The sequence below is a fragment of the Pseudomonas sp. NPDC090592 genome (assembly GCF_044769185.1).
Taxonomy (GTDB): Bacteria; Pseudomonadota; Gammaproteobacteria; order Pseudomonadales; family Pseudomonadaceae; genus Aquipseudomonas.
The window spans coordinates 40,007-66,985 of record NZ_JBIVXJ010000003.1 but is presented as its reverse complement, the minus strand read 5'-3'; the positions used below and the strand labels follow the sequence as shown (position 1 = coordinate 66,985).

Here is a 26,979-nt window from a genome sequence, read left to right as displayed (position 1 = left end):
ATGCAGCATCAATCGATCAGTCGAACACAATACCCTGCGCCAGCGGCAGCTCGCGCGAGTAGTTCACGGTGTTGGTCTGGCGACGCATGTAGCCTTTCCAGGCATCCGAACCCGACTCACGACCACCGCCAGTTTCCTTCTCGCCACCAAACGCACCGCCGATCTCGGCGCCGCTGGTGCCGATGTTGACGTTGGCGATGCCGCAGTCGCTGCCCGACGCACTCTGGAAGCGCTCGGCCTCACGAATATCGGTAGTGAAGATGCACGACGACAGGCCTTGTGGCACTTCGTTGTTCAGGCGCAGGGCCTCTTCGAAGTCGTCGTAGGCCAGCACGTACAGGATCGGGGCGAAGGTTTCGTGGCGCACCACGTCGCTCTGCGCCGGCATTTCGGCAATGGCTGGCGACACGTAGTAAGCGTTCGGGTACTGGTCATCCAGCTGACGCTCGCCACCAAACACCTGGCCACCTTCGTCGCGGGCCTTGGCCAGCGCGCCTTGCATGGCGTCGAACGACAGCTTGTCGATCAGCGGGCCTACCAGGTTGTCCTTGCGTGGGTCGCCGATACGCACTTTGCCGTAGGCCGCTTTGACGCGGGCAACCACTTCGTCCTTGATCGAGCGGTGCACGATCAGGCGACGCAGGGTGGTGCAACGCTGGCCAGCAGTCCCGACAGCCGAGAACAGGATGCCGCGCACGGCCAGGTCCAGGTCGGCGCTCGGCGCCAGGATCATGGCGTTGTTGCCGCCAAGTTCGAGGATGCTGCGGCCGAAACGGGCAGCCACACGTGGGCCTACTTCGCGGCCCATGCGGGTGCTGCCGGTGGCGCTGACCAGCGGCACGCGCGGGTCGTCGACCATGGCTTCGCCGGCTTCACGGCCGCCGATGACCAGCTGTGCCAGGCCAGCCGGGGCGTCGCCGAAGGCTTTCAGGGCTTTTTCGAACAGTGCCTGGCAAGCCAGTGCGGTCAGCGGGGTCTTTTCAGACGGCTTCCACACCACCGAGTTACCGGCGACCAGGGCCAGGGCGGTGTTCCAGGCCCAGACGGCGACCGGGAAGTTGAAGGCGCTGATCACGCCGACCACACCCAGCGGGTGCCAGGTTTCACGCATGTGGTGGCCCGGGCGCTCGGAGGCGATGGTCAGGCCGTACAGCTGGCGCGACAGGCCAACGGCGAAGTCGCAGATGTCGATCATTTCCTGCACTTCGCCCAGGCCTTCCTGGGTGATCTTGCCGGCTTCGATCGATACCAGCTCGCCGAGGTCTGCCTTGTGCTCACGCAGCACTTCGCCAAACAGGCGCACCAGCTCGCCACGGCGCGGGGCCGGTACAGTGCGCCAGGCTTCGAAGGCGCTTTGGGCCTGGTCGATACGGGCGATGGTCTCGGCCTTGCCGAGCAGTTTCACCGAGGCGATCTGGCTGCCGTCGATCGGCGTGTGAACAGGGTAGTCGCCCTGGGTGTAAGCCTCGGCGGCAACGCCAAGGCGCTCGAGCAATCCAGCAACCATTAGTGCATCTCCTACATCGGGTGATGGGGTGGAAAAATGATGTGGATCAGTATTAATCCGATCACATAGGTACAACAAACGACCTTTATTCCGCATATCATTCCGTCAGGTAATGATTTGAGCCGCAGAGACCGCTATGTCCAAACGCCTGGTGCCTTCCATGACCGCCCTGCAGTGCTTTGAGGCTGCAGCCCGCCATTTGAGCTTTACCCGTGCCGCCGAAGAACTGCACCTGACCCAGAGCGCAGTCAGCAAGCAGGTGGCGCAGCTGGAAGACATGCTGCGCCACCACCTGTTCCTGCGCATCCGCCGGCGCCTGCAACTGACGCCGGCCGGCAGCCTGTACCTGGCCGAGGTCAACAAGATCCTCACCCAGGTGGACATGTCCAGCCGCTACGTACTGACCTACGGCGAGCAGACCGAGATATTGAAGGTAGCCACTCAACCGAGTTTTGGCGTGCGTTGGTTGATTCCTCACCTCAAGGGTTTTGGCAAACGTCACACCAACATCCACCTGGACATCCGCAACGAGATGGAGCCGTTTGCCCTGTTGCAGGGCTCGGCGGACGTGGTGTTCTTCTATGGCCAGGGGACCTGGCCTGGGGCTACCTGCGTGGAGCTGTTCCGCGAAGAGGTGGTGCCAGTGTGCGCGCCGGAGCTGCTGGCCGGGCGTGAGCTGGGTGGTGCCGAGGAACTGGCCGATCTGGTGCTGCTGCAGAGCACGTCGCGGCCGGAGGCCTGGCATGAGTGGTTCCTGGAGCAGGACCTGCAGAGCGTCAGTGCTTACCACGGGCCACGCTTCGATACGTTCTATATGGCGTTGAGTGCGGCGCAGGCCGGGTGTGGGGTGGCGTTGGTGCCGCGTTACCTGGCGGCCAAAGAACTGGCTGAAGGTAGCCTGGTGGTGCCGTGGAACCATGCTATGCGCAGTGCTGGGGCGCATTACCTGGCGTATGCCGAGCATGCGGCGGAGGTGCCCAAGGTGAGGGCGTTGGTGGAATGGATTCACGAGCAGCTATCGGCTTGAAGGCCTCTTCGCGGGCACGCCCGCTCCCACAAGGGCGTCGCGCGGCCACTGTGGGAGCGGGCGTGCCCGCGAAAGGGCCCTTGAGGTCGATCAAAAAAGGAATGACACACTCACTTTTTTTCGCTTGTGAGCCAAGTGCATTCCCAGCTTTCATGTAAGCGTCCGAACCCAACCAGGAAGCTAGCGATGCCCGCCCACGATTTCGTCAGCCCAGACAGCATTCGCGCGCAGTTCTCTGCCGCCATGTCGCTCATGTACAAACAGGAAGTGCCGCTGTACGGCACGCTGCTGGAGCTGGTGAGCGAAATCAACCAGCAGGTCATGGCCCAGCAGCCCCAGGTTGCCGAGGCCCTGCGCTGGACCGGCGAAATCGAACGCCTGGACCACGAACGCCATGGCGCCATCCGCGTCGGCACTGCCGAAGAACTGGCCACCATCGCCCGCCTGTTCGCGGTCATGGGCATGCAGCCGGTCGGCTACTACGACCTAAGCTCCGCCGGGGTGCCGGTGCACTCCACCGCCTTCCGCGCCGTGCACGAGCAGTCGCTGCACGTCAGCCCGTTCCGGGTGTTCACCTCGCTGCTGCGCCTGGAACTGATCGATAACCCGCAGCTGCGTGAACTGGCCCAGAGCATCCTGGCCAAGCGCCAGATCTTCACCCCCCGCGCCCTCGAACTGATCGCCCAATGCGAGCGCGATGGCGGCCTGAACGCGGCAGATGCCGAGGCGTTCGTGCAGGAAGCGTTGCACACTTTCCGCTGGCACCATGACGCTACCGTCACCGCCGAGCAGTACCAACAGTTGCACGACCAGCACCGCCTGATCGCCGACGTGGTGGCCTTCAAGGGCCCGCACATCAACCACCTGACCCCACGCACCCTGGACATCGATGCAATCCAGCTCGGCATGCCGGCCAAGGGCATCCCGCCGAAGGCCGTAGTCGAAGGCCCGCCCACCCGCCGTCACCCGATATTGCTGCGCCAGACCAGCTTCAAGGCCTTGCAGGAGAAAGTCGCGTTCAGCGACCAGCAAGGCAGCGAAGGCAGCCATACCGCACGCTTCGGCGAGATCGAGCAGCGCGGCGCGGCGCTGACGCCCAAAGGCCGCCAGCTGTACGACAAACTGCTCGACGCCACCCGCGCTGCCTTGGGTGGCGCACCGGCCGAGGCAAATGCCGAGCGTTACATGGCACTGCTGAAAGACACCTTTGCCGAATTCCCGGATGACCTGGCGCAGATGCGTGAGCAGGGCCTGGCGTACTTCCGCTACTTCGCCACCGAAAAAGGCCTGGCTGCGCGTGACCAGGAAGGCCGTCCGGCTACCCTGCAAGGGCTGATCGAAGCTGGCCATGTGCACTTCGAGGCGTTGGTATATGAGGATTTCCTGCCGGTGAGCGCGGCGGGGATCTTCCAGTCCAACCTGGGGGACGATGCGCAGGCCGAGTACGGCAGCAATGCCAACCGCGATGCGTTTGAGGCGGCGCTGGGGCTGCAGGTGCAGGATGAGCTGGCGTTGTATGCGCAGAGCGAGCGGCGTTCGTTGCAGGCATGTGCCCAAGCGTTGAACCTGGGATCGATGTAAGGCTGGATATCGCCGGGGGCGCTTTGCGCCCCATTCGCGGGCACGCCCGCTCCCACAGGATCACCACAGGCCCAAGGCTTGCGCTGTCCCTGTGGGAGCGGGCGTGCCCGCGAATGGGCCGCAGAGCGGCCCACTGCGGTATCAGCGAAAACGATCGACTTCCTGCCGTAACTGCGCCGCCAGCCCTTCCAGCTCTCGCGCAGTAAAGGCCAGCTCATTGGCCACCTCGCGCTGCTCGCCGTTGGCCTGGGCAATGCTCTGCAAATTGCGGCTGAGCACTGTCGCAGTGCTGCTCTGCTCCTGAGTCGCCGTACTGATCACCGCAAACTGCTCACCCGCCGCTCGACTTTGCTCGTCGATACGCGCCAGCGCCTCTGCCACCTTGTCGTTACGCGCCAGGCCTTCCTGCATCAGCTGGTTACCTTGCTCCAGCGTAGTGATGGCGTGCCCGGTCTGCTGCTGGATGCTGGTGATCATGCCGGATATCTCATCCGTAGCCTGACGGGTTCGCGCCGCCAGCCCACGCACCTCATCAGCCACCACCGCAAAGCCCCGCCCCTGTTCACCGGCGCGGGCAGCCTCGATGGCAGCATTCAATGCCAGCAGGTTGGTCTGCTCGGCAATGGCTGTGATCACGCTAATAATTCCGCCGATTTCCTGAGACCGCGCGCCCAGGCTATCCATCACCGTAGCCGTGCCGCCGAGGGCATCGGCAATCTGCTTCAGCGAGCGCGATGCCTCGTCCATGGCGTTGCGGCCGATGCGGGTCTGCTGGGCGTTGTCACGGGCCATGCGCTCGGTGCCCGCCATGTTGTCGGCGATGTTCATCGAGGTGGCGCTGAACTCCTCCACCGCACCGGCCATGCTGGTGATTTCGCCGGACTGCTGGTCCATGCCCTCGCAGGCGCCAGCAGACAGGCCGGACAGCGAACGGGCGCGGGTGCTGACCTGCTCGGATGCGCTGCGGATGTGCTCGACCATGGTCGACAATGCCTCGCCCATCTTGTTGAAGCTGCGGGCCAGCTGGCCGATTTCATCATCGCTGGTCACGCTCAACCGCGCATTCAGGTCGCCAGCCCCCAGCGCTTCGGCCTGACGCACCAGGTCGTCCAGCGGGCGCAACTTGCGCCGCAGCAACCACAGGGTGGCCGCCACGGCCAGCAGCATGGCCAACACACTGCCGATGGCCAGGCGCAGGCCGACGCTCCAGGTCACCTCGCGAATTTCCGCCATCGGCATGCTCGCCACCACCGTCCAGGGGCCTTCGGCAAAGGGTGCGGTGGCGCTGTACAGCTGCTGCTCGGCATTGGCCGGCGGCACCAGCCATTGGCCCTTGTCATCCTGCAAGGCCAACGAGCCGGTCTGGCCGATACGGAAGCGCTTGAGGTTGGCGAACTGCGCGTTCTGCGCGTCGGTGTAGTCGAAGCCGACGAACAGCACGGCAATCACCCGGCCATTGCTGTCGCTTACAGGCACATAACGGGTCATGTAGTTGCGTTCGAACAGCACGGCACGGCCAACATACATCTGCCCGGCCAGCAGCTTGAGGTACGCCGGGTGCTGGCGATCGAGCTGGGTGCCGATGGCGCGGCTACCGTCCTGCTTCTTCAGGTTGGTGCTGATGCGCACGAAGTCGTCGCCGCTGCGCACGAACAACGTGGCGATGCCGGCGGTCATCTGCTGGAATTCGTCAACCAGCTGGAAGTCGTTGTTGAGCAAGTGCTCGCCCAGGTACAAGGCAGGCGTCGCCTGGCCGGCGACCTGCACGGTCTCGCCGGCATGCAGCGACAGGCCCGAAGCGAAGCGGCGCTCGAACAGGCCGCTGAGGCGCTGGGTATTGTCCTTGAGCGAGCCGTGGAAGGTGTCGAGCTGGTCCGCCAGCAAGCGCGCTTCACTGGCCAGGTGGGCCTGGCGGGTGGCGAGGTTGGCATCGTCCAGCGAACGCAGGGCGAACAGGGTACTGCCGGAAATGACCAACGCCAGCACGATGGCGAGGGCGACACCGAGCTGCGAGGCGATGCGGGCACGCGGTTGAGACATGGGGAAGCTCCAGGCAAGAGGCCGGGATCGTCCTGATCACGCTGACCGCCCGCTTTTGATCGACGGGAAGCGCGCCCTCTTCCGGGACGCTGGTGCCAGTGGATCGGCGTCGCTGGGGAATACTTGAGTGTCGGGCCGGGGTATACGCAAACGTTTTCTATCGCCTGTTCCGACCTCTTCGCGGGTAAACCCGCTCCCACAGTTCAATCGCGCAAAACCTGAATCATGCGCCGTACCTGTGGGAGCGGGTTCACCCGCGAATGGGCCGGAACAAGCGATCAAAGGGGCGGCAGGATTTCCACATCCGGCAGATCCATGGCCGCCACCTCCTGCTCAAGAAAGGCACTCAACCGCCGCAGCCGCTCCCCCCCGCGCCGAGTACGCGGCCACACCAGGTAGTAATCCATACCGCTGGGCACCGCCGTCGGCCAGGGCAGGCTCAGGCGCTTCTGCGCCACATCCTCGGCCACCATCAGCAAATCACCCATAGAAATCCCGTAGCCACGCGCCGCCGCAATCATGCCCAGCTCCAGGGTATCGAACACCTGCCCGCCCTTGAGCGACACCTTGTCACTCAGGCCCATGCGCTCCAGCCATTCGCGCCAGTCGCGCTTGTCCACGGTGGGGTGCAGCAGCTCGATGCCGGCCAGCCGGCACACGCCCCAGGGCTCTTCATCGAGCAGGTCCGGCGCACCGACCGGGATCAGCAGCTCCGGGAACAGCTTGCGCACCTCCCAGTCCGCCGGGAACACCCCGTCGCTGAGCAGCACCGCACAATCGAACGGCTCCTGGTTGAAGTCCACATGGTCGACGTCCATCCAGGCGCTGGTCAGTTGCACCTCGTTGCCCGGCTGCAAGTGGCGAAAGCGGCTAAGGCACGCCAGCAACCAGCGCATGGTCAGGGTCGAAGGCGCCTTCATGCGCAGGATGTCATCTTCGCCACACAAGGTCTCGCAGGCCCGCTCGAATGCGGCGAAGCCCTCACGCACCCCCGGCAGCAACACCCGACCGGCTTCGGTCAGTTGCAGGCTGCGCCCGCTGCGCACGAACAGGCGGCAGGCAAAATGCTCTTCCAGGGTGCGGATGTGCCGGCTGATCGCGCTTTGGGTGATCGACAGCTCTTCGCCGGCACGGGTGAAGGAGCTGAGCCGTGCGGCAGCTTCGAATGCGCGCAAGGCATACAGCGGTGGTAGCTGGCGTGGCATCAGGCACCTGCAATATGGGCGTGAGAGGCGAATCATCAAGAAGCATATATGCATGAGTTAAACTCATGCCAACTATCGCATTTATCCTTTTGTGCAAAGTTGACCGAGGCCTCAGAATCGCGCTTCGTTCATCAGCCCAGGAACAAGGACCGCCCATGCACGTCGCGCCCACTACCGAACTCAAGGCTTTGCTGCGCCTGGCCGGGCCGCTGATTGCCTCGCAGTTGGCGCACATGCTGATGGTGCTGACCGACACCCTGATGATGGCCCGCATCAGCCCTCAGGCCCTGGCCGGTGGCGGTTTGGGCGCGGCCAGCTATTCGTTCGTGTCGATCTTCTGCCTGGGCGTGATCGCCGCCGTCGGCACGCTGGTTGCCATTCGCAAGGGCGCCAACGACATCGAAGGGGCCACCCGCCTGGCCCAGAACGGCCTGTGGCTGGCCTGGGGCCTGGCGCTGTTCGCCGCGCTGGTGCTGTGGAACCTTGAACCGGTACTGCTGCTGTTCGGGCAACAGCCCGAAAACGTGGCCTCGGCTGCGCAGTTCCTGACCCTGCTGCCGCTGGCCCTGCCCGGCTACCTGACCTTCATGGCCTTGCGCGGCTTCACCAGCGCGCTGGGCCGCTCGACCCCGGTAATGGTTATCAGCCTGGTCGGCACGGTGCTCAACTATCTGTTCAACGTGGCGCTGATCGAAGGCATGTTCGGCCTGCCCAAGCTGGGCCTGATGGGCATCGGCCTGGTCACTGCGGTGGTGTCGATGGGCATGGCCGTCGCCCTGGCGCTGTATATCCGCTGGCACCCGGCTTATGCCGCCTACCCATTGCGCAAGGGCCTGTCGCGCCCATCGATGCCAGCCCTGCGCGAGCTGTGGCGGCTAGGCCTGCCGATTGGTGGCACCTACATGGTGGAAGTAGGCCTGTTCGCCTTTGCCGCGTTGTGCATGGGCGTGCTGGGCAGCACCGAGCTGGCGGCACACCAGATCGCTTTGCAGATCGTATCCACGGCGTTCATGGTACCGACGGGCTTGTCGTATGCGGTGACCATGCGCGTGGGCCTGTACTACGGCGCCGGCAACCTGCTGGCAGCGCGCAGCGCCGGGCGCGTGGGCATCGGCTTCGGGGCGATGATCATGTTTGCCTTTGCTGCGCTGTTCCTGCTGCTGCCTGAAGCGCTGGTGGGGCTGTTCATCGACCGTAATGACCCCGGCTTTGCAGCCATCTACCAACTGGCGGTGCAGTTGTTGATGGTGGCAGCCTGGTTCGAACTGTTCGATGGCATGCAGACCATTGCCATGGGCTCCATACGCGGGCTGAAGGATGCCAAGACCACTTTCCTGATCGGCCTGTGCTGCTACTGGCTGGTGGGGGCGCCGAGTGCCTGGTTGTTCGCGTTCAACCTGGGCGGTGGGGCAGTCGGGATCTGGTGGGGGCTGGCACTGGGGCTGGCGTGTGCGGCGGTGGCGCTGACCTTTGGCTTTGAGTGGCGGATGAAGCGGTTGATGAGGAAGGCTGGGGTGCCTGAAAGGTCTGCAGTTTCTGTGTGATTTCTGGGGCTGCTTTGCAGCCCATTCGCGGCGCAAGGCCGCTCCCACAGGGGCCTGTGTACGCAGGTCAATGTGGGAGCGGCCTTGTGTCGCGATCGGAGGGCGAAGCCCTCCCCTACGCTGTCACAGGCTAACCAGCTTCGGCCTGCTGCAATTGAGCAGGAACTCCATCAGTTCATCCACCGGCAACGGCTTGCTAACCAGGAACCCTTGCACCTGGTCGCACCCAAACCCGCGCAAAAGTTCCAGCTGCTCTTCACTCTCCACCCCTTCGGCCACCACCTCCAGGTTGAGGTTGTGCGCCAGGTTGATCATGGCGTGCACCAGCTTGCGGTTTTCCTCGCGCATTTCCATTTCGGCCACAAAGCTGCGGTCTACCTTGAGCAAGGTGATCGGCAGGCTGTTGAGGTGCACGAACGAGGAAAACCCGGTGCCGAAATCGTCAAGCGAGAAGCGCACGCCCAAGCGGCCCAGGGCGTCCATGGTCTGGCGCACCACCTCGTTGCGGCGCATTACTGCCGTTTCGGTCAGCTCGAACTCCAGCCAGCGGGCATCCACGCCATGCTCGAGGATCAGGCGGCTCAGGGTAGCCAGCAACTGGCTGTCCTGAAACTGACGGAAGCTCAGGTTGACGGCCATGTGCAGCGGCTCAAGGCCCCGCTCGCACAGCGCCTGCATGTCACGCAGGGCACGTGAGATGACCCAGTAACCCAGCGGCACGATCAAGCCGCTCTGCTCGGCCAGGGGCACGAACTCGCTGGGCGGCAACAGCCCGCGCTCGGCATGGCGCCAGCGCACCAGCGCCTCCAGGCCAACGATGCGCCCGTCGGCCAGGTCAAGCCGCGGCTGATAGTGCAGCTCCAGCTCGTCGCGGCGCAGGGCGCGGCGCAGCTCGCTTTCCAGGTCGGCCAGGCTGCGCGCGTTGCGGTTGATACGTTCATTGAACACATGGAAGGTGCAGCCCTGGCTGCCCTTGGCCTGGCGCATGGCGATATGCGCGTGCCACATCAGCGGGTCGGCACCACTCTGCGCGCGGGCATGGGCCAGGCCCAGGCTGCACCCCAGCAGCAGGCTTTCGCCGTCGATCCAGTAGGGCTCGGCCAGGGCCTCGACGATGCGCTCGGCAATCCATTCGGCACGGTTGGCGTCGCGACGGGTGTCGATCAACAGGGCAAACTCGTCGCTGCCCAGGCGCGCCAGCTGGTCGCCCGCCTCCAGCTGGTTCTGCAACCGCGACACAACTTGCAGGATCAGCCGGTCGCCGCTCTGGTGGCCGAGAGCATCGTTGACGTGACGGAAGTTGTCCAGGTCCAGGTGGCCCAGGGCAACACCACGGCCCTCGTTTTCGGCCAGGCGCGCAGTGAGCAAGGCCTGGAAGCCCTGGCGGTTGGCGATGCCGGTCAGTGGGTCCTGTTCGGCCAGGCGCTGCAAGGTGGCCACCAGCACACCACGCTCACGCACATGGCGCAGCGAGCGGCGCAAGGCATCGGCATTGAGCTGGTCGCGTACCAGCCAGTCGCTGACCGCGGTTGGCGCCACCTCGGGCTCGTGGTCGAGCAACAGGATGGTCGGCAAATCGCAGCGCCCCGGCACCGGCTGCCGGGCCGGCGTTGCCAGCACGACTGCCTGGCGGTCATGGCTGAACAGGCTGTCGACTGCGTCCCAGTTAGGCGCGGTCAGCAACACGGCGCTGCCGCTCAGGGCAGGCATGCAAGCGTGCAACAAGGCGGCCCATTCCGGCTCATCAGCCAACAGCAGCAAACGCAAAGGTTCGACAGGCGTGGACAAGCGGACTCCTTAGGGCTTCACGGTGCAACGATAACTGGCGGGTATGCTACTGCATTTAATGAAAATGATTTTCACTTTTATACATGTTTTTACGGGCGTAGCATCCCGACGTATTTTGTCGTGCATCCTGCTCGAAACGAGCCGAAGCGGCAAATATGATTTTTTCAGGTACTAGGATTAGTAACACTAATAGTAGGCCGGACAAAAGTCTGACTCAGACGTCAGACGGTCGCGCCACAACCGCCCCATGCCTGTTAGAATGCGCGGCTATTTTCTGGCGACCCCGGTTTCTAGCATGTCCCGACTCAATCCCCGGCAGCAGGAAGCCCGTGACTACGTCGGCGGCCCTCTTTTGGTGCTCGCTGGTGCAGGTTCGGGCAAGACCAGCGTGATCACGCGCAAGATTGCCCACCTGATCCAGAACTGCGGCATCCGTGCCCAGTACATCGTGGCGATGACCTTTACCAACAAGGCCGCGCGCGAGATGAAGGAACGGGTCGGCACGCTGCTGCGCCCGGGGGAGGGCCGCGGGCTTACGGTGTGCACCTTCCACAACCTGGGCCTGAACATCATCCGCAAGGAGCACGAGCGCCTGGGCTACAAGCCGGGCTTCTCGATCTTCGACGAGTCCGACATCAAGGCGTTGCTGTCGGACATCATGCAGAAGGAATACTCCGGCGACGACGGCATCGACGAGATCAAGAACATGATCGGTGCCTGGAAGAACGACCTGATCCTGCCGCCCGAGGCCTTGGAAAAGGCCCGCAACCCCCGCGAGCAGACCGCCGCCATCGTCTACACCCACTACCAGCGCACGCTCAAGGCGTTCAACGCAGTGGACTTCGACGACCTGATCCTGCAGCCGGTCAAGCTGTTCCAGGAGCACCCCGAGGTGCTGGAGCGCTGGCAGAACCGCGTGCGCTACCTGCTGGTGGACGAATACCAGGACACCAACGCCAGCCAGTACCTGCTGGTGAAGATGCTGATCGGCATGCGCAACCAGTTCACCGTGGTGGGCGACGACGACCAGTCGATCTACGCCTGGCGGGGTGCCCGGCCCGAGAACCTGATGCTGCTCAAGGAGGACTACCCCTCCCTGAAGATCGTCATGCTCGAGCAGAACTACCGCTCCACCAGCCGCATCCTGCGCTGCGCCAACGTACTGATCGCCAACAACCCGCACGCGTTCGAGAAACAGCTGTGGAGCGAGATGGGCGTGGGCGACGAGATTCGCGTCATCCGCTGCAAGAACGAGGAAGCCGAGGCCGAACGCGTGGCCATGGAAATCCTCACCTTGCACCTGCGCACCAACCGCCCGTACAGCGACTTTGCCATCCTTTACCGCGGCAACTACCAGGCCAAGCTGATCGAACTGAAGCTGCAGCACCACCAGGTGCCGTATCGCCTGTCAGGCGGCAACAGCTTCTTCGGCCGCCAGGAGGTCAAGGACCTGATGGCCTACCTGCGCCTGCTGGTGAACCCGGACGATGACAACGCCTACCTGCGGGTGATCAACGTACCGCGCCGCGAAATCGGCTCCACCACCCTGGAAAAGCTCGGCAACTATTCCACCGAGCGCGGCATCTCGATGTACGCCGCCAGCGAGGAGCTGGGCCTGGGCGAGCACCTGGACGCCCGCTATACCGAGCGTTTGCAGCGCTTCAAACACTGGCTGGACGGCGTGCGCCACAAGGTTGCCCTGGAAGACCCGATTGCCGCGCTGCACGAGATGATCCGCGACATCGACTACGAGAACTGGATTCGCCAGCAGACCGCCAGCGACAAGGCTGCCGAGTTCCGCATCAGCAACGTCTGGTTCCTGGTCGAAGCGCTGAAGAACACCCTCGAAAAGGATGAAGAGGGTGACATGACCATCGAGGACGCCATCGGCAAGCTGGTGCTGCGCGACATGCTCGAGCGCCAGCAGGAAGAGGAAGAAAACGCCGAAGGTGTGCAGATGATGACCCTGCACGCCTCCAAGGGCCTGGAATTCCCCTACGTGTTCATCATGGGCATGGAAGAGGAAATCCTCCCGCACCGCTCCAGCATCGAGGCCGACACCATCGAAGAAGAACGCCGCCTGGCTTACGTGGGCATCACCCGCGCGCGCCAGACCCTGGCCTTCACCTTCGCCGCCAAGCGCAAGCAGTACGGTGAAATCATCGACTGCACGCCCAGCCGGTTCCTCGACGAACTGCCACCGGATGACCTGGCCTGGGAGGGCCTGGACGATGCACCGGTCGAGGTAAAGGCCGCCCGCGGCAACAACGCCTTGGCCGATATCCGGGCAATGCTCAAACGCTGATCAACCATTACTCTTTAATTCTGCCGCTTTTAGCGGCCACCTTTGTTACATCGAGGAATACCACAGTGGAAGCACTGCATCAGAAGATTCGCGAAGAAGGCATCGTGCTTTCCGATCAGGTTCTCAAAGTCGACGCGTTTCTCAACCACCAGATCGACCCTGCGCTGATGCAGCTGATCGGTGACGAGTTCGCCCGCCTGTTCGCTGACGCGGGCGTGACCAAGATCGTCACCATCGAAGCCTCGGGCATTGCCCCGGCGGTGATGACGGGCCTGAAGCTGGGCGTGCCGGTGATTTTCGCCCGCAAGCACCAGTCGCTGACCCTGACCGAGAACCTGCTGACTGCCTCGGTGTATTCCTTCACCAAGCAGACCGAGAACACCGTGGCCATCTCGCCACGCCACCTCAACAGCAGCGACCGCGTGCTGGTTATCGACGACTTCCTGGCCAACGGCAAGGCGTCGCAAGCGCTGATCTCGATCATCAAGCAGGCCGGCGCTACCGTGGCTGGCCTGGGCATCGTCATCGAGAAGTCGTTCCAGGGCGGCCGTGCCGAGCTGGACAGCCAGGGCTACCGCGTTGAATCGCTGGCCCGGGTGAAGTCGCTGGAAGGTGGTGTGGTCAGCTTCATCGAGTAATCGCGGCGCCTGCTTCGCGGGCACGCCCGCTCCCACAGGGATATCACGGTATTCAAAACCTGTGGTATCCCTGCGGGAGCGGGCGTGCCCGCGAATGGCCTTAACCCTTTTTATCTGGTCGCTGCCAACCCCGCCAGCAACAACCGCTGGTACAGCTCTTCCTTCAACCCCTGCGGAGCATCCAACCCCATCCGCTCCAGATGCCGCTCATACCCCTCCGGCCCTGGCGCATCCAGCGCTGCCTTGCCCAGCTCCAGCACCTCGCTCAGCTTGAACTTGCTCTTCAACCAGTTCAGCGCCCGCAACAAGTCCCGTTCTTCAGCAGTAAAATCCGTGCCCATCGGATATTCCGGGAATAGCCGTGCATGCTGCGCCCTGACTGCCGCCAGCCGCTGGGGCGTATTGTCGGTAAAACGCGCATCCAGCTGAAAATCCCTGGCCAGCTTGCCGGCACTCTTGGCCTGCTCGATCAGCCCCTGCTGGAATCGCGAATCACACACCGCCAGCAACCGCGCAATCACCTCGCTGTCGGTCTGCCCGCGCAGGTCGGCTATACCGTACTCGGTCACCACGATATCGCGCAGGTGCCGGGGAATGGTGCAGTGGCCATAGCTCCAGAACAGGTTCGACGTAACCTCCCCGCCCGCCTCACGCCAGCTGCGCAACAGCAGGATCGAACGCCCGCCCTCCAGCGCATGGCCCTGGGCGACGAAGTTGTATTGCCCACCCACGCCGCTAAGCACCCGGCCGTCTTCCAGCTGGTCGGCCACCCCGGCACCCAGCAGGGTCATGCCGAACGCCGTGTTGATGAAGCGCGCATCGCGACGCTGGCGGCGCTTGAGTTCCTCTTGCCCGTAGAGTTCGTTGATAAAGCTGATACGGGTCATGACGAACTGCGCACGCTGCTCCAGCGGCATCTCGCGCAAGCGCTGGTAGAACGCCTGCGGGCCAAGGAAGAAGCCACCGTGCAACAGCGCGCCCTGCTCATCGGCCGGGCGTCGCAACAGACCTGCTTCCGCCAACACCAGTAGACCGTTGACGAACATCTCGCTGCAGCCATACAGGCCTTGAGCAAAGGTATCCAGCCCCCCTTCCCGCTCGATCAGCGCCTGCCAGGGGCCGACATCGAGTGCGTCGAGTACCGCACGGTAGCCCACATTGTCGCCCTGACGCGCCAGCAATGCCGCGGCAACCGCATCGCCCATGGCACCAATACCAATCTGCAACGTGCCGCCGTCACGCACCAGGCTGCTGGCGTGCAGGCCGATGCAGTGGTCCTGGATGCCGACCGGCATGTTCGGCGTGGAGAACAGCCGGCGCTGCTCGGCCTCATCGAGCAACAGGTCGAAGGCATCGATGGGCAGCTCGGCGTCGCCCGGCATGTAGGGCAGCTCGGCATGCACCTGGCCGAGCATGAGTATCGTTTCGCCAGCGGCGCGGCGCTTGGCGATCATCGGCAACAGGTCGAGGGTGATATCAGGGTTGCAGGCCAGGCTCAGGTGCACCGGTTTCTCGGGGGTGGCCGCCACCAGCTGGGCGATCAGGTTCAAGCCCTTGGCGTTGATATCGCGCGCGGCGTGGCTGTAATTACTGCTGACGTAGTCCTGCTGGGCAGATTCGCTGTGCAGCAGGCTGCCGGGCTGCATGAAGAACTGCTCGACGCGAATGTTCGGCGGCAGGCTGTCGTTGCGCAGGTCGGCGAGGTAGGCGAGTTCTTCGTAGTCGGCGAACACGCGCTCGACGAAGGGTTCGAGAAAGCGCCGTTGCAGGCCATCGCCCAGTGGCGGGCGGCCGAGGGACAGCGCCGTGTAGATGGTCAGCTGCCGTTCGGGGAGTTCGCGTACCCGGGCATAGAGCGCGTTGACGAAGGCGTTGGGCTTGCCCAGGCCCAGCGGCAGGCCCATGTGGATGTGGGCTGGCAGGCGGGTCAGGACTTGCTCGACAGCCTGGTCGATGGAGCAGAGGTGCATGGGGGGCCTCCTGAATCATCCTTGGGGTCGAGAATAGGACATGGATTCAAGCGGGTTGGTTGCCTGTTCCGGCCCTATCGCTGGCGAGCCAGCTCCCACAGGTACTGCACAGAGCCTAAGCCCTGTGCAGTACCTGTGGGAGCTGGCTTGCCAGCGATAGGGCCAGTGCAGGCAACCTAAAAACAAAACCCGCCAGAATAGGCGGGCCTCATGCAATTCAGCTGCTGCTCACAGCCCGGACATTTTCTTGATCGCCCCTTTCAGGTCGTCATCCGAGCAATCCGCGCAGGTGCCTTTGGGCGGCATGGCGTTGATGCCGGTAATGGCCTTGGCCAGGATGCCGTCCAGCCCGCCCTGGTGGTCGGCGCGCTCTTTCCACGCCGCGGTGTCGCCAATTTTCGGCGCGCCAAGCAGGCCGCTGCCGTGGCAGGCGTTACAGTGCTTGGCGATGATATCGTCCGGTGTTTTCGCGCCCCCGCCACCAGCAGCTACAGCCACTTCCATGCCTTTGCATTCCTGGCCCTGGACGCACACCTGGCCAACCGGCTCCAGGCGTTTGGCGATGTCGTCATTGGTCGCAGCGGTTGCGCTCATTGCCCAGAGGGCGAATACGGCTGCTGGTACGGCCAGCATCTTCTTGATTTGGTTCACGCGAACACCCTCATGGTGGCTAATCACGCTCGCGGCCACGGAACGGCGAGCGTTGAAAAGTATAGCGGGAACCCAGAGGCCGTGAAACGACCCTACAAGCGAAAGGGGTATTGCCGAATCAATGCACTGCGCTGGATCAAAAGTTTGATGGTGTTGCCGCGCTGATCAGCCGCGCAGGCTGGTTGAACGGGTTGCGAAAGCGGTGCGGGCGCGTGCTTTCGAAGTAGTAACTGTCACCTTCTTCGAGTATGAAGATCTCGTTACCCACCACCAGTTCCAGGCGGCCTTCCAGCAGGATGCCGGTTTCTTCACCGTCGTGGGTGAGCATCTCGGCACCGGTGTCGGCACCTGGCGGGTACACCTCGGTGAGGAAGGCGATGGCACGGTTGGGGTGCGACTTGCCAACCAGCTTCATGGTCACCGCACCGTCCGAGATATCAATCAGCTCGTGGGCCTTGTAAACGATTTGCGCAGGGCTTTCAGCCTCCAGCTCCACCGAAAAGAACTCGACCATGGACATGGGAATGCCGCTCAGCACCTTGCGCAGCGAGCTGATCGACGGGCTCACGCTGTTCTTCTCGATCATCGAGATGGTGCTGTTGGTCACCCCGGCGCGCTTGGCGAGTTCACGCTGGGACAGGCCCTTGAGCTTGCGGATGGCTTGCAGTCGTTCGCCGACGTCCAAAGCTGGAGCCTCCTGAAACGGTGGAAAGGGGGGTGGATGTGAACGATATCATGGCAATGCCGTTCAGTATTTACAACACACCGCCCTTCAACCTGTCCGCTTCAGCGTGTCATTCGCCGATGTAGTCCCGCGGCACCCGCTTCAGGTTGCAGAAAATCTGGTACGGAATGGTGCCAGCATGCGCGGCCACTTCGCTGGCCAGCACCTGCTTGCCCCACAGCTCCACCGGGCTGCCGACGGTGGCGTGCGGCACGTCAGTGAGGTCAATGCTGAGCATGTCCATCGATACACGGCCAATCAGCTGGGTGCGCTGGCCGGCAACCAGCACCGGGGTGCCGTTGGGCGCCTGCCGTGGGTAGCCATCGGCATAGCCCATGGCGACCACGCCTACGCGGGTTGGCCGCGGGCTGACAAACCTGGCGCCGTAGCCTACCGGCTCACCGGCTGGCAGCTCGCGTACGCTGATGACTCGCGATTGCAGGGTCATGACCGGTTGCAAGCGCTCGGCCTGGACCTGGGCCACCTCGAACGGCGATGCACCGTACAGCATCAGGCCTGGGCGTACCCAATCGCTTGGCGCTTGTGGCCAGCCCAGCACGCCGGGCGAGTTGCGCAGGCTGCACTCGGCGGCCAAGCCCTGGCGGGCGGCCTCGAACACGGCGATCTGCTGGGCGGTGGCGTCGGCATCCAGCTCGTCGGCGCGGGCGAAGTGGCTCATCAGTACGATGCGCGCCACCTTGCCGCTGGCCAGCAGGCGCTGGTAGGCCTCGTGATAATCCTTGGGGTGCAGGCCGACGCGGTGCATGCCGCTGTCGAGCTTCAACCAGACGGTGAGCGGCTTGTGTACATGGGTCTTTTCGATCGCTTCCAGCTGCCACAGCGAATGCACCACGCACCACAGGTCGTGCTCGGCGATCAGCGCCAGTTCGCTGGCTTCGAAAAAGCCTTCCAGCAGCAACACCGGGGCCTTGATGCCGGCAGCGCGCAGCTCCAGCGCCTCTTCGATGCAGGCCACGGCAAAGCCGTCGGCTTCGGCCTCCAGGGCCAGGGCGCAGCGCACGGCGCCGTGGCCATAGGCGTCGGCCTTGATCACGGCAAGGGCTTTGGCACCGGTCAGTTCACGGGCCAGACGGTAGTTGTGGCGCAGGGCCTGGAGGTCGATCAGGGCGCGGGCGGGACGCATGGCGGCTGCCTTATGGTGGTTCACAGGTTGAAAACAGTGTTGGGTTCTTCGCGGCTGAAGCCGCTCCCACAGGGGCCCGCAGAATGTCCGGGAACATGCGATCCCTGTGGGAGCGGCTTTAGCCGCGAAGAGGCCGGTACAGGCGATTACTGCTGGTGAGCCGGCGCAGTCTGCCCGTGCTTGGCCACTTCCGGGCTGTTGCCATAACGGGAAATGTCCAGGCCTTCGGCACTGATCTGCGGTTTCTTGCGCGCAATCAGGTCAGCCAGCAGGCGACCGGAGCCACACGCCATGGTCCAGCCCAACGTACCGTGACCAGTGTTCAGGAACAGGTTGCGGAACTTCGTGGCGCCCACGATCGGCGTACCGTCCGGGGTTGCCGGGCGCAGGCCGGTCCAGAAGCTGGCCTGGCTCAGGTCACCGCCTTGAGGATAAAGGTCGTTGACGATCATCTCCAGCGTTTCGCGCCGGCGCGGGTTCAGCGACAGGTCAAAACCGGCGATTTCAGCCATGCCGCCAACGCGGATGCGGTTGTCGAAACGGGTGATCGCGACCTTGTAGGTCTCGTCGAGAATGGTCGAGGTCGGGGCCATGTCGCCGTTGGTGATCGGCACGGTCAGCGAATAGCCTTTCAGCGGGTAGACCGGGGCCTTGATGCCCAACGGCTTGAGCATCTGTGGCGAATAGCTGCCCAGCGCCAGCACGTAGCGGTCGGCGGTTTCCAGCTTGCCGTCGATCCACACGCCATTGATGCGGTCGCCAGCGAAGTCCAGGCGCTGGATGTCCTGGCCGAAACGGAATTCCACGCCCAGCTTCAGGGCCATGTCGGCAAGCTTGGTGGTGAACAGCTGGCAGTCGCCGGTCTGGTCGTTGGGCAGGCGCAGGGCGCCGGCCAGGATGTCTTTCACGCCAGCCAGGGCCGGTTCGACGCGGGCAATGCCATCACGGTCGAGCAGCTCGTAAGGCACGCCGGACTGTTCGAGTACGACAATGTCCTTGGCCGCAGCGTCTACCTGGGCCTGGGTACGGAACAGCTGGGTAGTGCCCAGGCTGCGGTTTTCGTAATTGATGCCGGTTTCGGCGCGCAGTTCGTCGAGGCAGTCACGGCTGTACTCGGACAGGCGCACCATGCGCTCCTTGTTCACCGCGTAACGGCTGGCGGTGCAGTTGCGCAGCATCTGTGCCATCCACAGGTACTGGTCGACGTCGCCGGTGAGTTTGATGGCCAACGGGGCGTGGCGCTCAAGCAGCCATTTGACGGCCTTCAGTGGCACGCCTGGGGCGGCCCAGGGCGAGGCATAGCCGGGCGAGATCTGGCCGGCGTTGGCAAAACTGGTTTCCATGGCCACCGCCGGCTGGCGGTCGACCACCGTGACTTCGAAACCTTGCCGGGCCAGGTAGTAGGCACTGGCGGTTCCGATTACGCCGCTACCAAGTACCAGAACTCGCATCGTTATATCCCTCACACGCGGCACGCCGCAGACTTTTATTGAAATGGCATGAATGGGCGCAGTATAGGAATTTGAGACCAGTGCAATTCACTATATAAAAGCCTATTATTGGCGAGAATTCTCGGCAAAATCGCCTTTCACGGAGGGGCATCCCCTATGAGAACCCAGCACCAGAGCAAGCGTGAACTGGACAAGATCGACCGCAACATCCTGCGTATCCTGCAGAATGACGGGCGTATTTCCTTCACCGAACTGGGCGAGAAAGTTGGGCTGTCCACCACCCCTTGCACCGAGCGGGTTCGCCGCCTGGAGCGCGAGGGCATCATCATGGGCTACAACGCCCGCCTGAACCCGCAGCACCTCAAGGGCAGCCTGCTGGTATTCGTGGAAATCAGCCTGGACTACAAGTCGGGCGATACGTTCGAGGAGTTCCGCCGCGCGGTGCTGAAGCTGCCGCACGTGCTGGAGTGCCACCTGGTTTCCGGTGACTTCGACTACCTGGTAAAGGCGCGTATTTCGGAGATGGCGTCGTACCGCAAGCTGCTTGGCGACATCCTGCTGAAGCTGCCGCACGTGCGCGAATCGAAGAGCTACATCGTGATGGAAGAGGTAAAGGAGAGCCTCTGCCTGCCGATCCCGGACTGAAGTTAGACCAGCACCTGGCGGGTGCTGGCAATGAACTGGTGCACCAGTTGCTCGGCAGCAGGGTCGATCATCGGTTCAGGGCCACGGCCGCGTGGGCACGCCATGCGCGGCGTGGTGCCGAACAGGCGGCAGATCATCGGCCGCTCTTCGTACACCGTGCAGCCGTTGGGGCCCAGGTGCACGCAATCCAGCCGCTCGAGGGCGGCGTCCTGCTCGGCCTGTGACTTGCGTGGCAGGCGGGCCATTTCTTCCGCCGAGGTGGTGACCGGGCCGCAGCAGTCGTGGCAGCCGGGTACGCACTCGAAGGAAGGGATGAGTTCGCGCAGGAAGTGGATCTTGTGGCGGTTGCAGGACATGGCTAGGTACAAAGTTGAAAACCGAGGTTGGATTATAGGGCCAATCGCCGGCAAGCCAGCTCCCACAGGTACACCATTGGTCTCAGCCTTTGCGCAAATCCTGTGGGAGCTGGCTTGCCGGCGATGAGGCCGGTTGCCCACCCCAGAGCCCCGGCTTATCCTCCCCCTCCAGCCCACCAGCCTCAGGACCGAGCCCATGATCCACAGCGCGCAGCACGCCGCCTCCTATTACGCCGCCAGCAGCGCGCCACACCCCGACTACTCCTTCCTGCAAGGTGAACACAGCGCCGATGTATGCATCGTCGGCGGCGGCTACTCGGGCCTGAACACCGCCATCGAACTGGCCGAACGCGGCTTCTCGGTCATCCTGCTGGAAGCCCGCAAACTGGGCTGGGGCGCCAGTGGCCGCAATGGCGGGCAGTTGATCCGCGGCGTCGGCCATGGGCTTGAACAGTTCCTGCCGGTGATCGGCGAGGACGGCGTGCGCAGCCTGAAACTGATGGGCCTGGAGGCCGTGCAGATCGTCCGCGAGCGGGTCGAAAAGCACGCCATCGCCTGCGACCTGACCTGGGGCTACTGCGACCTGGCCAACAAACCCGCCGAATTGCAGGGTTTTGCCGAGGACGCGGAAGAACTGCGTAGCCTCGGTTACCAACACGAGCTGCGCCTGGTCGGCAAGGACGATATCCACAGCGTGGTCGGTGCCGACTGCTATGTGGGCGGGCTGGTCGACATGGGCTCCGGCCATCTGCACCCACTCAACCTCGCCCTGGGTGAAGCCGCTGTCGCCGCCCAGCTTGGGGTGAAGCTCTTCGAGCAGTCCGAAGTCACGCGCATCGACTACGGCCCTGAAGTGCAGGTGCATACCGCTCAAGGCCGGGTACGGGCAAAAACCCTGGTGCTTTGCTGCAACGCCTACCTCAATGGCCTCAACCGCGAGCTGGGCGGCAAGGTGCTGCCGGCCGGTAGCTACATCATTGCCACCGAGCCGCTGGGCGAAGAACGCGCTCGCGCATTGCTGCCACAGAACATGGCGGTGTGTGACCAGCGCGTAGCGCTGGATTACTACCGCCTGTCCGCCGACCACCGCCTGCTGTTCGGCGGTGCCTGCCACTACTCGGGCCGCGACCCTAAAGACATTGCCGCGTACATGCGGCCGAAGATGCTCAAGGTGTTCCCGCAGCTGGGCGACGTGCGCATCGACTTCCAGTGGGGCGGCATGATCGGCATCGGCGCCAACCGCTTGCCGCAGGTCGGCCGATTGGCCAGCCAGCCGAACGTGTATTACGCCCAGGCCTATTCGGGCCATGGGCTCAACGCCACACACCTGGCCGCGCGCCTGCTGGGCGAAGCCATCAGTGGCCAGGAAAGCGGGCGTTTCGATCTGTTCGCCAAGGTGCCGCACATCACCTTCCCCGGCGGCAAGCACCTGCGCTCGCCGCTGCTGGCGTTGGGGATGTTGTGGCACAGGCTTAAGGAACTCGCCTGACAGCTGACGCGGTCGATGTAGGAGCGGCCTTGTGTCGCGAAAGGGCCGCAGAGCGGCCCCAGCGATATTAGCGGCGAAGCTGAAAACCTGGGGGCGCTTCGCACCCCTTTCGCGACACAAGGCCGCTCCTACACTGACCGCGTAGCATCAACTTGATCAGTCTTTCCAGAAGGGTTTGCGCCCTTCTGTACGGGCCTGCTCCCAGCTCAACCCCACATCGCGCAACTCGTCATCCGTCAACTGCAGCAGCGCCCTGCGGGTGTGCCAGCGATGCAGCATCAGCCCCCAACGCCCCAGCCCCGCCGGCGCATTGAAAACCTTGGCCTGCTGCCCGGCGTCCAGTTCTTGGGCCATCAGTTGCAAACGCACATCGCTCATGCCACCCATCACTGCCATCTCCCACTCAGTTGATACCGTGGAGAAAGCATGCGCGTCGGCAACACCGGCAATACAGATCCAATACAGCCTTATTATTCCCATACAGAATTGGCTGAAGACTGACTGAATGCTGTATTTTCAACCAAACTGTACCGGTCGCTGTGCCAATGCAGCGCAGGAGTATGCCGTGACCCTCTACCTGAACCTCGCCGAACTGCTTGGCGCCCGCATCGAACAGGGCCTGTACCGCCCCGGCCAACGCCTGCCATCGGTACGCGCCCTTAGCGTGGAGCACGGTGTCAGCCTGAGCACCGTGCAGCAGGCCTACCGCATGCTGGAAGACAGCGGCATGGTCTCGCCACGGCCCAAGTCCGGCTACTTCGTCAGTGACCACCGGCACCTGCCAGCCCTGCCCGCCGTCAGCCGCCCGGCCCAGCGCCCGGTGGATATCTCACAGTGGGAGCAAGTGCTGGAGCTGGTCCGCAGCACCCCGCGCAAGGACGTAGTCCAACTCGGCCGCGGTATGCCCGACATCGACAGCCCTACCCTCAAGCCGCTGCTACGCAGCCTCGCCCAGTTGAGCCGGCGCCAGGACATGCCTGGCCTGTACTACGACAACATCCACGGCAACCAGGCCCTGCGCGAACAGGTGGCCCGGCTGGTGCTCGATTCCGGCTGCCGCCTGGGCCCGGCCGACCTGGTGATCACCACCGGCTGTCACGAGGCGTTGTCGTGCAGCATCCGGGCAGTGTGCGAGCCTGGCGACATCGTCGCCGTCGATTCCCCCAGCTTCCACGGTGCCATGCAAACCTTGAAGGGCCTGGGCATGAAAGCCCTGGAAATCCCCACCGACCCGGTTACCGGCATCAGCCTGGAAGCGCTGGAGCTGGCCCTGGAGCAGTGGCCGATCAAGCTCATCCAGATCACCCCCAGCTGCAACAACCCGCTCGGCTACATCATGCCCGAGGCACGCAAGAAAGCCTTGCTGAGCCTGGCCCAACGCTACGATGTGGCAATTCTGGAAGATGATGTGTATGGCGACCTGGCCTACACCTACCCGCGCCCGCGTACCCTGAAGTCGTTCGACAACGATGGCCGTGTGTTGCTGTGCAGCTCGTTCTCCAAAACCCTCGCCCCTGGCCTGCGGGTAGGCTGGGTGGCCCCTGGGCGCTATCTGGAGCGAGTGCTGCACATGAAATACATCAGCACCGGCAGCACTGCCTGCCAGCCGCAGTTGGCCATCGCCGACTTCATCGCCGCCGGGCACTACCAACCCCACGTGCGGCGCATGCGCAGCCAGTACCAGCGTGGCCGCGACCTGATGAGCGACTGGGTAACCCGTTACTTTCCGGCTGGCACCCGGGTCAGCCGCCCCCAGGGCGGCTTCATGCTATGGGTGGAATTACCCGAAAATTTCGACACGCTGCGCCTGAACCGGGCTTTACTGGAGCAGGGCGTGCAGGTTGCCGTGGGCAGCATCTTCTCGGCCTCGGGCAAGTTCCGCCACTGCCTGCGCATGAACTTCGCCGCGCGGCCTACGCCGCAGATCGAGGCCGCCGTGCGCAAGGTAGGTGAAACCGCCCTTCGTCTACTGGATGAAGAAAACGCCGACGCGTAACTTTGCGCCGCCTGCCACGGTCCAACCCCTTAAGCCTTCGCTGCACAGGACGATCCACCCTTGAGACTCCAGCGAGCCCTGCCTTTGCTGCTGGCGCTGCTCGGCCTTGCCGGCTGCGCCAGCGTCGACATGCCTCGTGTAACCAGCCAGGCGCTGCCTGCCAATGACTCGGCCTTCGGCCGCTCGGTACTGCGCCAGTCTGCCCCCTACGGTGGCCGTTCGGGCTTTCGTCTGCTGCCCAACAGCAACGAGGCATTCCGCGCCCGCGCCGAGCTGATACGCAACGCCCAGGCGAGCATCGACCTGCAGTACTACATCGTCCACGACGGCCTCAGCACCCGCGCCCTGGTGCACGAACTGCTGCGCGCCGCCGACCGCGGCGTGCGTGTGCGCATCCTGTTGGACGACACTACCAGCGATGGCCTGGACACCATCATGGGCACCCTCGATGCCCACCCGAACATCCAGATCCGGGTGTTCAACCCGCTGCATCTGGGGCGCAGCACAGGCGTGACGCGCGCCGTGGGCCGGCTGTTCAACCTGTCGCGCCAGCACCGGCGCATGCACAACAAGCTGTTCCTGGTGGACAACAGCGTGGCCATCGTCGGCGGGCGCAACCTGGGTGATGAATACTTCGATGCCGAGCCCAACCTCAACTTCACCGACATCGACCTGCTCGGTGTCGGCCCGATCGCCGAGCAGTTGGGGCACAGCTTCGACCAGTACTGGAACAGCGCCCTGAGCCGGCCGATCACCGACTTCCTCTGGCGTGACCCGGACGCCGACGACCTGCGCGCCAGCCGCCACCGCCTGGAGGTGTCGCTGGCTGAAGCCAGGACCCAGCGCAAGGCCCTGTTCGACCGCCTGATGGCCTACCAGTCGCAGCCGCGCCTGGACGTGTGGCGCAACGAGCTGATCTGGGCCCACGCCCAGGCGTTGTGGGATGCACCCAGCAAGGTACTGGCCGATGACGAGCCAGACCCGCAATTGCTGCTGAGCCAGCAACTGGCACCGGACCTGGCCAACGTGCATAGCGAGCTGATGCTGACATCGGCCTATTTCGTGCCGGGCGAGCCAGGCCTGCTGTACCTGACCGGCCGCGCTGACGCGGGCGTTTCGGTGAAACTGCTGACCAATTCGCTGGAAGCTACCGACGTGCCGGCGGTGCACGGTGGCTATGCGCCCTATCGCCGGGCCTTGCTTGAACACGGAGTGCAGCTTTACGAGCTGCGCCGCCAGCCAGGCGACCCCAGCGCGGGGCATTTGAGTTTCCGGGGCAGCTCGGATTCCAGCCTGCACACCAAGGCGATCGTGTTCGACCGGCGCAAGACCTTTATCGGCTCGTTCAACTTCGACCCGCGCTCGGTGCTGTGGAACACCGAGGTCGGGGTGCTGGTAGACAGCCCGGAGCTGGCCGAATACACCCGCGAACTGGCCCAGCAAGGGATGGCGCCGGCATTGAGTTACCAGGTGAAACTGGTGGGGGGCAAGCTGGTGTGGGCGACCGAGGACAATGGGCAGCGGCACGTGCTGACTTCCGAGCCGGGTGGGATGTGGCGCAGGTTCAATGCCTGGATCAGCAAGGCGGTTGGCCTGGAGAAAATGTTGTAGCGGCAATCTTGGGGCTGCTCTGCAGCCCATCGCGACACAAGGCCGCTCCCACAAGGGTGCGGCGTACACCGATCAATGTGGGAGCGGCCTTGCGTCGCGAAAGGGCCGCAGAGCGGCCCCAAAATCCATCAGGCAGAAACCGCTTCGAAAGCCCCACGCCGCTGGGTCAACACCACCAACCCCGCAGCCCCAACCGCCATCAGCAACAGCAACGCATGCCCACTGATCCACTGGCTCCCTGCCCCTGCCAACAAAGGCCCAAGCAGGCAACCAATACCCCACAGCTGCGCCACATGGGCATTGGCGCGCACCAGCTCATCGTCGCGGTAGCGCTCACCAATCAACACCAGCGACAAGGTAAACAGGCCACCGGCACTCGCCCCGAACAACACCCACAACGGCCAGATCACCGGCGTATGCAGTAACAGCGGAATCGCCAGGCTGGACACCAGCAGCGTCACTGCACAGCCGGTGAACAACGCCTTACGCGACATATGGTCGGCCAGCGCACCGATGGGCAGCTGCAACACAGCATCGCCGACCACTACGGTACTGACCATGAACAGGGCGATTTCCGTGGTAAAGCCTTGCTGCAGGCAATACACCGGCAACAGGGTAAGAATCATCGCCTCGAACGAGGCAAACAGGGCAATCGCCCAGGCAATCACCGGTAACCGTCGGCAGAAGGCAAACAGGTCGCGGAAGGTCACGCTGCAGGCTTCGGTACTCGGCGCCCCACCACGCCCCAGCAGCACCAGCGGGGCAAGCAGCAACAGGCCGGTCGCCGCCCAGAAGCCGAAGTCGTCATCGGAACCGAGAAAGCCCAGCACCAGCGGCCCGGCCAGCTGGCTCAAGGCGTAGCTACTGCCATACAACGCCACCAGGCGGCCGCGCCATTGCTCCACCACCAGTTGGTTGATCCAGCTTTCGCCGAGGATGAACACCACGGTCAGGGACATGCCGATCATCAGCCGCAGCAACAGCCACAATGGGTAGCTGGGCAATAGTGCGACCAGGCCGATCGACAGTGCCCCGCCCCACAGGCAGATACGCATGGCCGACGGCACGCCGACCCAGCCCGCCAGGCGGCTGGCCAGGCTGGCACCGGCCAGTACACCCAGCGCCGGCATCGCGGCCATTACGCCGATGGCGAAGCTGCCGTAGCCCCAGGCCTCCAGGCGCAGGGATACCAGCGGCATGCTCACACCCAGCGCCAGGCCGACACTGAGCACCGATGCCAGTACAGCGAAATAGGTACCCCAACGCATTGCAGCCTCCTGGGCCAACGATTTTCCATGACCCATTCG

General features: G+C 63.8%; 21 protein-coding genes and 1 pseudogene. 9 read left to right on the top strand and 13 right to left on the bottom strand.

Annotation, left to right across the window (positions count from 1 at the left end; all coding sequences use genetic code 11):
* Positions 1–16: 16 nt before the first annotated feature.
* Complete coding sequence (locus ACIQUI_RS03200; RefSeq protein ID WP_403194892.1) at positions 17–1,507, bottom strand: aldehyde dehydrogenase family protein; 1,491 nt, start codon at positions 1,505–1,507, stop codon at positions 17–19.
* A 136-nt stretch (positions 1,508–1,643) separates the two neighbouring features.
* Here ACIQUI_RS03200 and ACIQUI_RS03195 point away from each other — a divergent pair, with 136 nt between their 5' ends.
* A complete protein-coding gene (locus ACIQUI_RS03195; protein ID WP_403194890.1) occupies positions 1,644–2,534 on the top strand; it encodes a LysR family transcriptional regulator in 891 nt (296 codons plus the stop codon).
* A gap of 186 nt (positions 2,535–2,720) precedes the next feature.
* Positions 2,721–4,115 carry a VOC family protein gene (locus ACIQUI_RS03190; protein WP_403194888.1) on the top strand — a complete coding sequence of 465 codons (1,395 nt, stop codon included), beginning with the start codon at positions 2,721–2,723 and terminating at the stop codon, positions 4,113–4,115.
* A 141-nt stretch (positions 4,116–4,256) separates the two neighbouring features.
* Here the strand turns inward: ACIQUI_RS03190 and ACIQUI_RS03185 are convergent, their stop codons facing one another.
* The 3 genes and pseudogenes from ACIQUI_RS03185 to ACIQUI_RS03175 form a co-directional block, all read right to left on the bottom strand.
* Positions 4,257–4,979, bottom strand: a complete 723-nt coding sequence (locus ACIQUI_RS03185) for a methyl-accepting chemotaxis protein (protein WP_403195177.1) — start codon at positions 4,977–4,979, stop codon at positions 4,257–4,259.
* Between the two features lie 132 nt (positions 4,980–5,111).
* Positions 5,112–6,155 (bottom strand): annotated as a pseudogene (locus ACIQUI_RS03180) (Cache 3/Cache 2 fusion domain-containing protein); the annotation flags it as partial.
* Between the two features lie 278 nt (positions 6,156–6,433).
* Positions 6,434–7,360 (bottom strand): LysR substrate-binding domain-containing protein, encoded by a 927-nt coding sequence (locus tag ACIQUI_RS03175; protein WP_403194886.1) that lies wholly within the window; start codon positions 7,358–7,360, stop codon positions 6,434–6,436.
* Between the two features lie 155 nt (positions 7,361–7,515).
* Here ACIQUI_RS03175 and ACIQUI_RS03170 point away from each other — a divergent pair, with 155 nt between their 5' ends.
* Entirely contained in the window at positions 7,516–8,904 is a 1,389-nt protein-coding gene (locus tag ACIQUI_RS03170; RefSeq protein ID WP_403194884.1) for a NorM family multidrug efflux MATE transporter, read from the top strand.
* Between the two features lie 123 nt (positions 8,905–9,027).
* Here the strand turns inward: ACIQUI_RS03170 and ACIQUI_RS03165 are convergent, their stop codons facing one another.
* The gene (locus ACIQUI_RS03165; RefSeq protein ID WP_403194882.1) at positions 9,028–10,692 is read right to left on the bottom strand and encodes a putative bifunctional diguanylate cyclase/phosphodiesterase; all 1,665 of its coding nucleotides are present in this window, start codon (positions 10,690–10,692) and stop codon (positions 9,028–9,030) included.
* Between the two features lie 295 nt (positions 10,693–10,987).
* On the opposite strand from ACIQUI_RS03165, the gene rep reads away from it, so the two are divergent.
* Both rep and ACIQUI_RS03155 read left to right on the top strand, forming a co-directional pair.
* The gene (rep, locus tag ACIQUI_RS03160; protein ID WP_105947259.1) at positions 10,988–12,997 is read left to right on the top strand and encodes a DNA helicase Rep; all 2,010 of its coding nucleotides are present in this window, start codon (positions 10,988–10,990) and stop codon (positions 12,995–12,997) included.
* Between the two features lie 65 nt (positions 12,998–13,062).
* Positions 13,063–13,635: a xanthine phosphoribosyltransferase gene (locus ACIQUI_RS03155; protein WP_003253535.1), complete on the top strand. Its 573-nt coding sequence runs from the start codon at positions 13,063–13,065 to the stop codon at positions 13,633–13,635.
* Positions 13,636–13,745: 110 nt separating this feature from the next.
* Here the strand turns inward: ACIQUI_RS03155 and ACIQUI_RS03150 are convergent, their stop codons facing one another.
* From ACIQUI_RS03150 to dadA, 5 genes are all read right to left on the bottom strand, one after another.
* Positions 13,746–15,605, bottom strand: coding sequence for an acetyl-CoA hydrolase/transferase C-terminal domain-containing protein (locus ACIQUI_RS03150; protein ID WP_403194880.1), 1,860 nt, complete (start codon positions 15,603–15,605; stop codon positions 13,746–13,748).
* 228 nt (positions 15,606–15,833) lie between these two features.
* Complete coding sequence (locus tag ACIQUI_RS03145) at positions 15,834–16,238, bottom strand: c-type cytochrome (RefSeq protein ID WP_403195175.1); 405 nt, start codon at positions 16,236–16,238, stop codon at positions 15,834–15,836.
* 154 nt (positions 16,239–16,392) lie between these two features.
* The gene (locus tag ACIQUI_RS03140; RefSeq protein WP_391130767.1) at positions 16,393–16,941 is read right to left on the bottom strand and encodes a cupin domain-containing protein; all 549 of its coding nucleotides are present in this window, start codon (positions 16,939–16,941) and stop codon (positions 16,393–16,395) included.
* 109 nt (positions 16,942–17,050) lie between these two features.
* Positions 17,051–18,124, bottom strand: a complete 1,074-nt coding sequence (gene alr / locus ACIQUI_RS03135; RefSeq protein WP_403194878.1) for an alanine racemase — start codon at positions 18,122–18,124, stop codon at positions 17,051–17,053.
* A gap of 146 nt (positions 18,125–18,270) precedes the next feature.
* Positions 18,271–19,575: a D-amino acid dehydrogenase gene (gene dadA, locus ACIQUI_RS03130; RefSeq protein ID WP_403194876.1), complete on the bottom strand. Its 1,305-nt coding sequence runs from the start codon at positions 19,573–19,575 to the stop codon at positions 18,271–18,273.
* Positions 19,576–19,731: 156 nt separating this feature from the next.
* Here dadA and dadR point away from each other — a divergent pair, with 156 nt between their 5' ends.
* The gene (gene dadR / locus ACIQUI_RS03125; RefSeq protein WP_003258963.1) at positions 19,732–20,220 is read left to right on the top strand and encodes a transcriptional regulator DadR; all 489 of its coding nucleotides are present in this window, start codon (positions 19,732–19,734) and stop codon (positions 20,218–20,220) included.
* Between the two features lie 2 nt (positions 20,221–20,222).
* Here the strand turns inward: dadR and ACIQUI_RS03120 are convergent, their stop codons facing one another.
* A complete protein-coding gene (locus tag ACIQUI_RS03120; protein ID WP_403194874.1) occupies positions 20,223–20,576 on the bottom strand; it encodes a YkgJ family cysteine cluster protein in 354 nt (117 codons plus the stop codon).
* A 196-nt stretch (positions 20,577–20,772) separates the two neighbouring features.
* On the opposite strand from ACIQUI_RS03120, the gene ACIQUI_RS03115 reads away from it, so the two are divergent.
* Positions 20,773–22,065 (top strand): NAD(P)/FAD-dependent oxidoreductase, encoded by a 1,293-nt coding sequence (locus tag ACIQUI_RS03115; RefSeq protein WP_403194872.1) that lies wholly within the window; start codon positions 20,773–20,775, stop codon positions 22,063–22,065.
* A 156-nt stretch (positions 22,066–22,221) separates the two neighbouring features.
* Here ACIQUI_RS03115 and ACIQUI_RS03110 read toward each other — a convergent pair whose 3' ends face one another.
* A complete protein-coding gene (locus ACIQUI_RS03110; RefSeq protein WP_403195173.1) occupies positions 22,222–22,452 on the bottom strand; it encodes a DUF1127 domain-containing protein in 231 nt (76 codons plus the stop codon).
* Positions 22,453–22,630: 178 nt separating this feature from the next.
* Here ACIQUI_RS03110 and ACIQUI_RS03105 point away from each other — a divergent pair, with 178 nt between their 5' ends.
* Together ACIQUI_RS03105 and ACIQUI_RS03100 are read left to right on the top strand one after the other, a co-directional pair.
* Positions 22,631–24,061 (top strand): PLP-dependent aminotransferase family protein, encoded by a 1,431-nt coding sequence (locus ACIQUI_RS03105; RefSeq protein WP_403194869.1) that lies wholly within the window; start codon positions 22,631–22,633, stop codon positions 24,059–24,061.
* A 60-nt stretch (positions 24,062–24,121) separates the two neighbouring features.
* Positions 24,122–25,672, top strand: a complete 1,551-nt coding sequence (locus ACIQUI_RS03100) for a phospholipase D family protein (RefSeq protein ID WP_403194867.1) — start codon at positions 24,122–24,124, stop codon at positions 25,670–25,672.
* Positions 25,673–25,800: 128 nt separating this feature from the next.
* On the opposite strand, the gene ACIQUI_RS03095 is transcribed toward ACIQUI_RS03100, so the two are convergent.
* Positions 25,801–26,940 carry an MFS transporter gene (locus ACIQUI_RS03095; protein WP_403194865.1) on the bottom strand — a complete coding sequence of 380 codons (1,140 nt, stop codon included), beginning with the start codon at positions 26,938–26,940 and terminating at the stop codon, positions 25,801–25,803.
* Between the last annotated feature and the right edge of the window lie 39 nt (positions 26,941–26,979).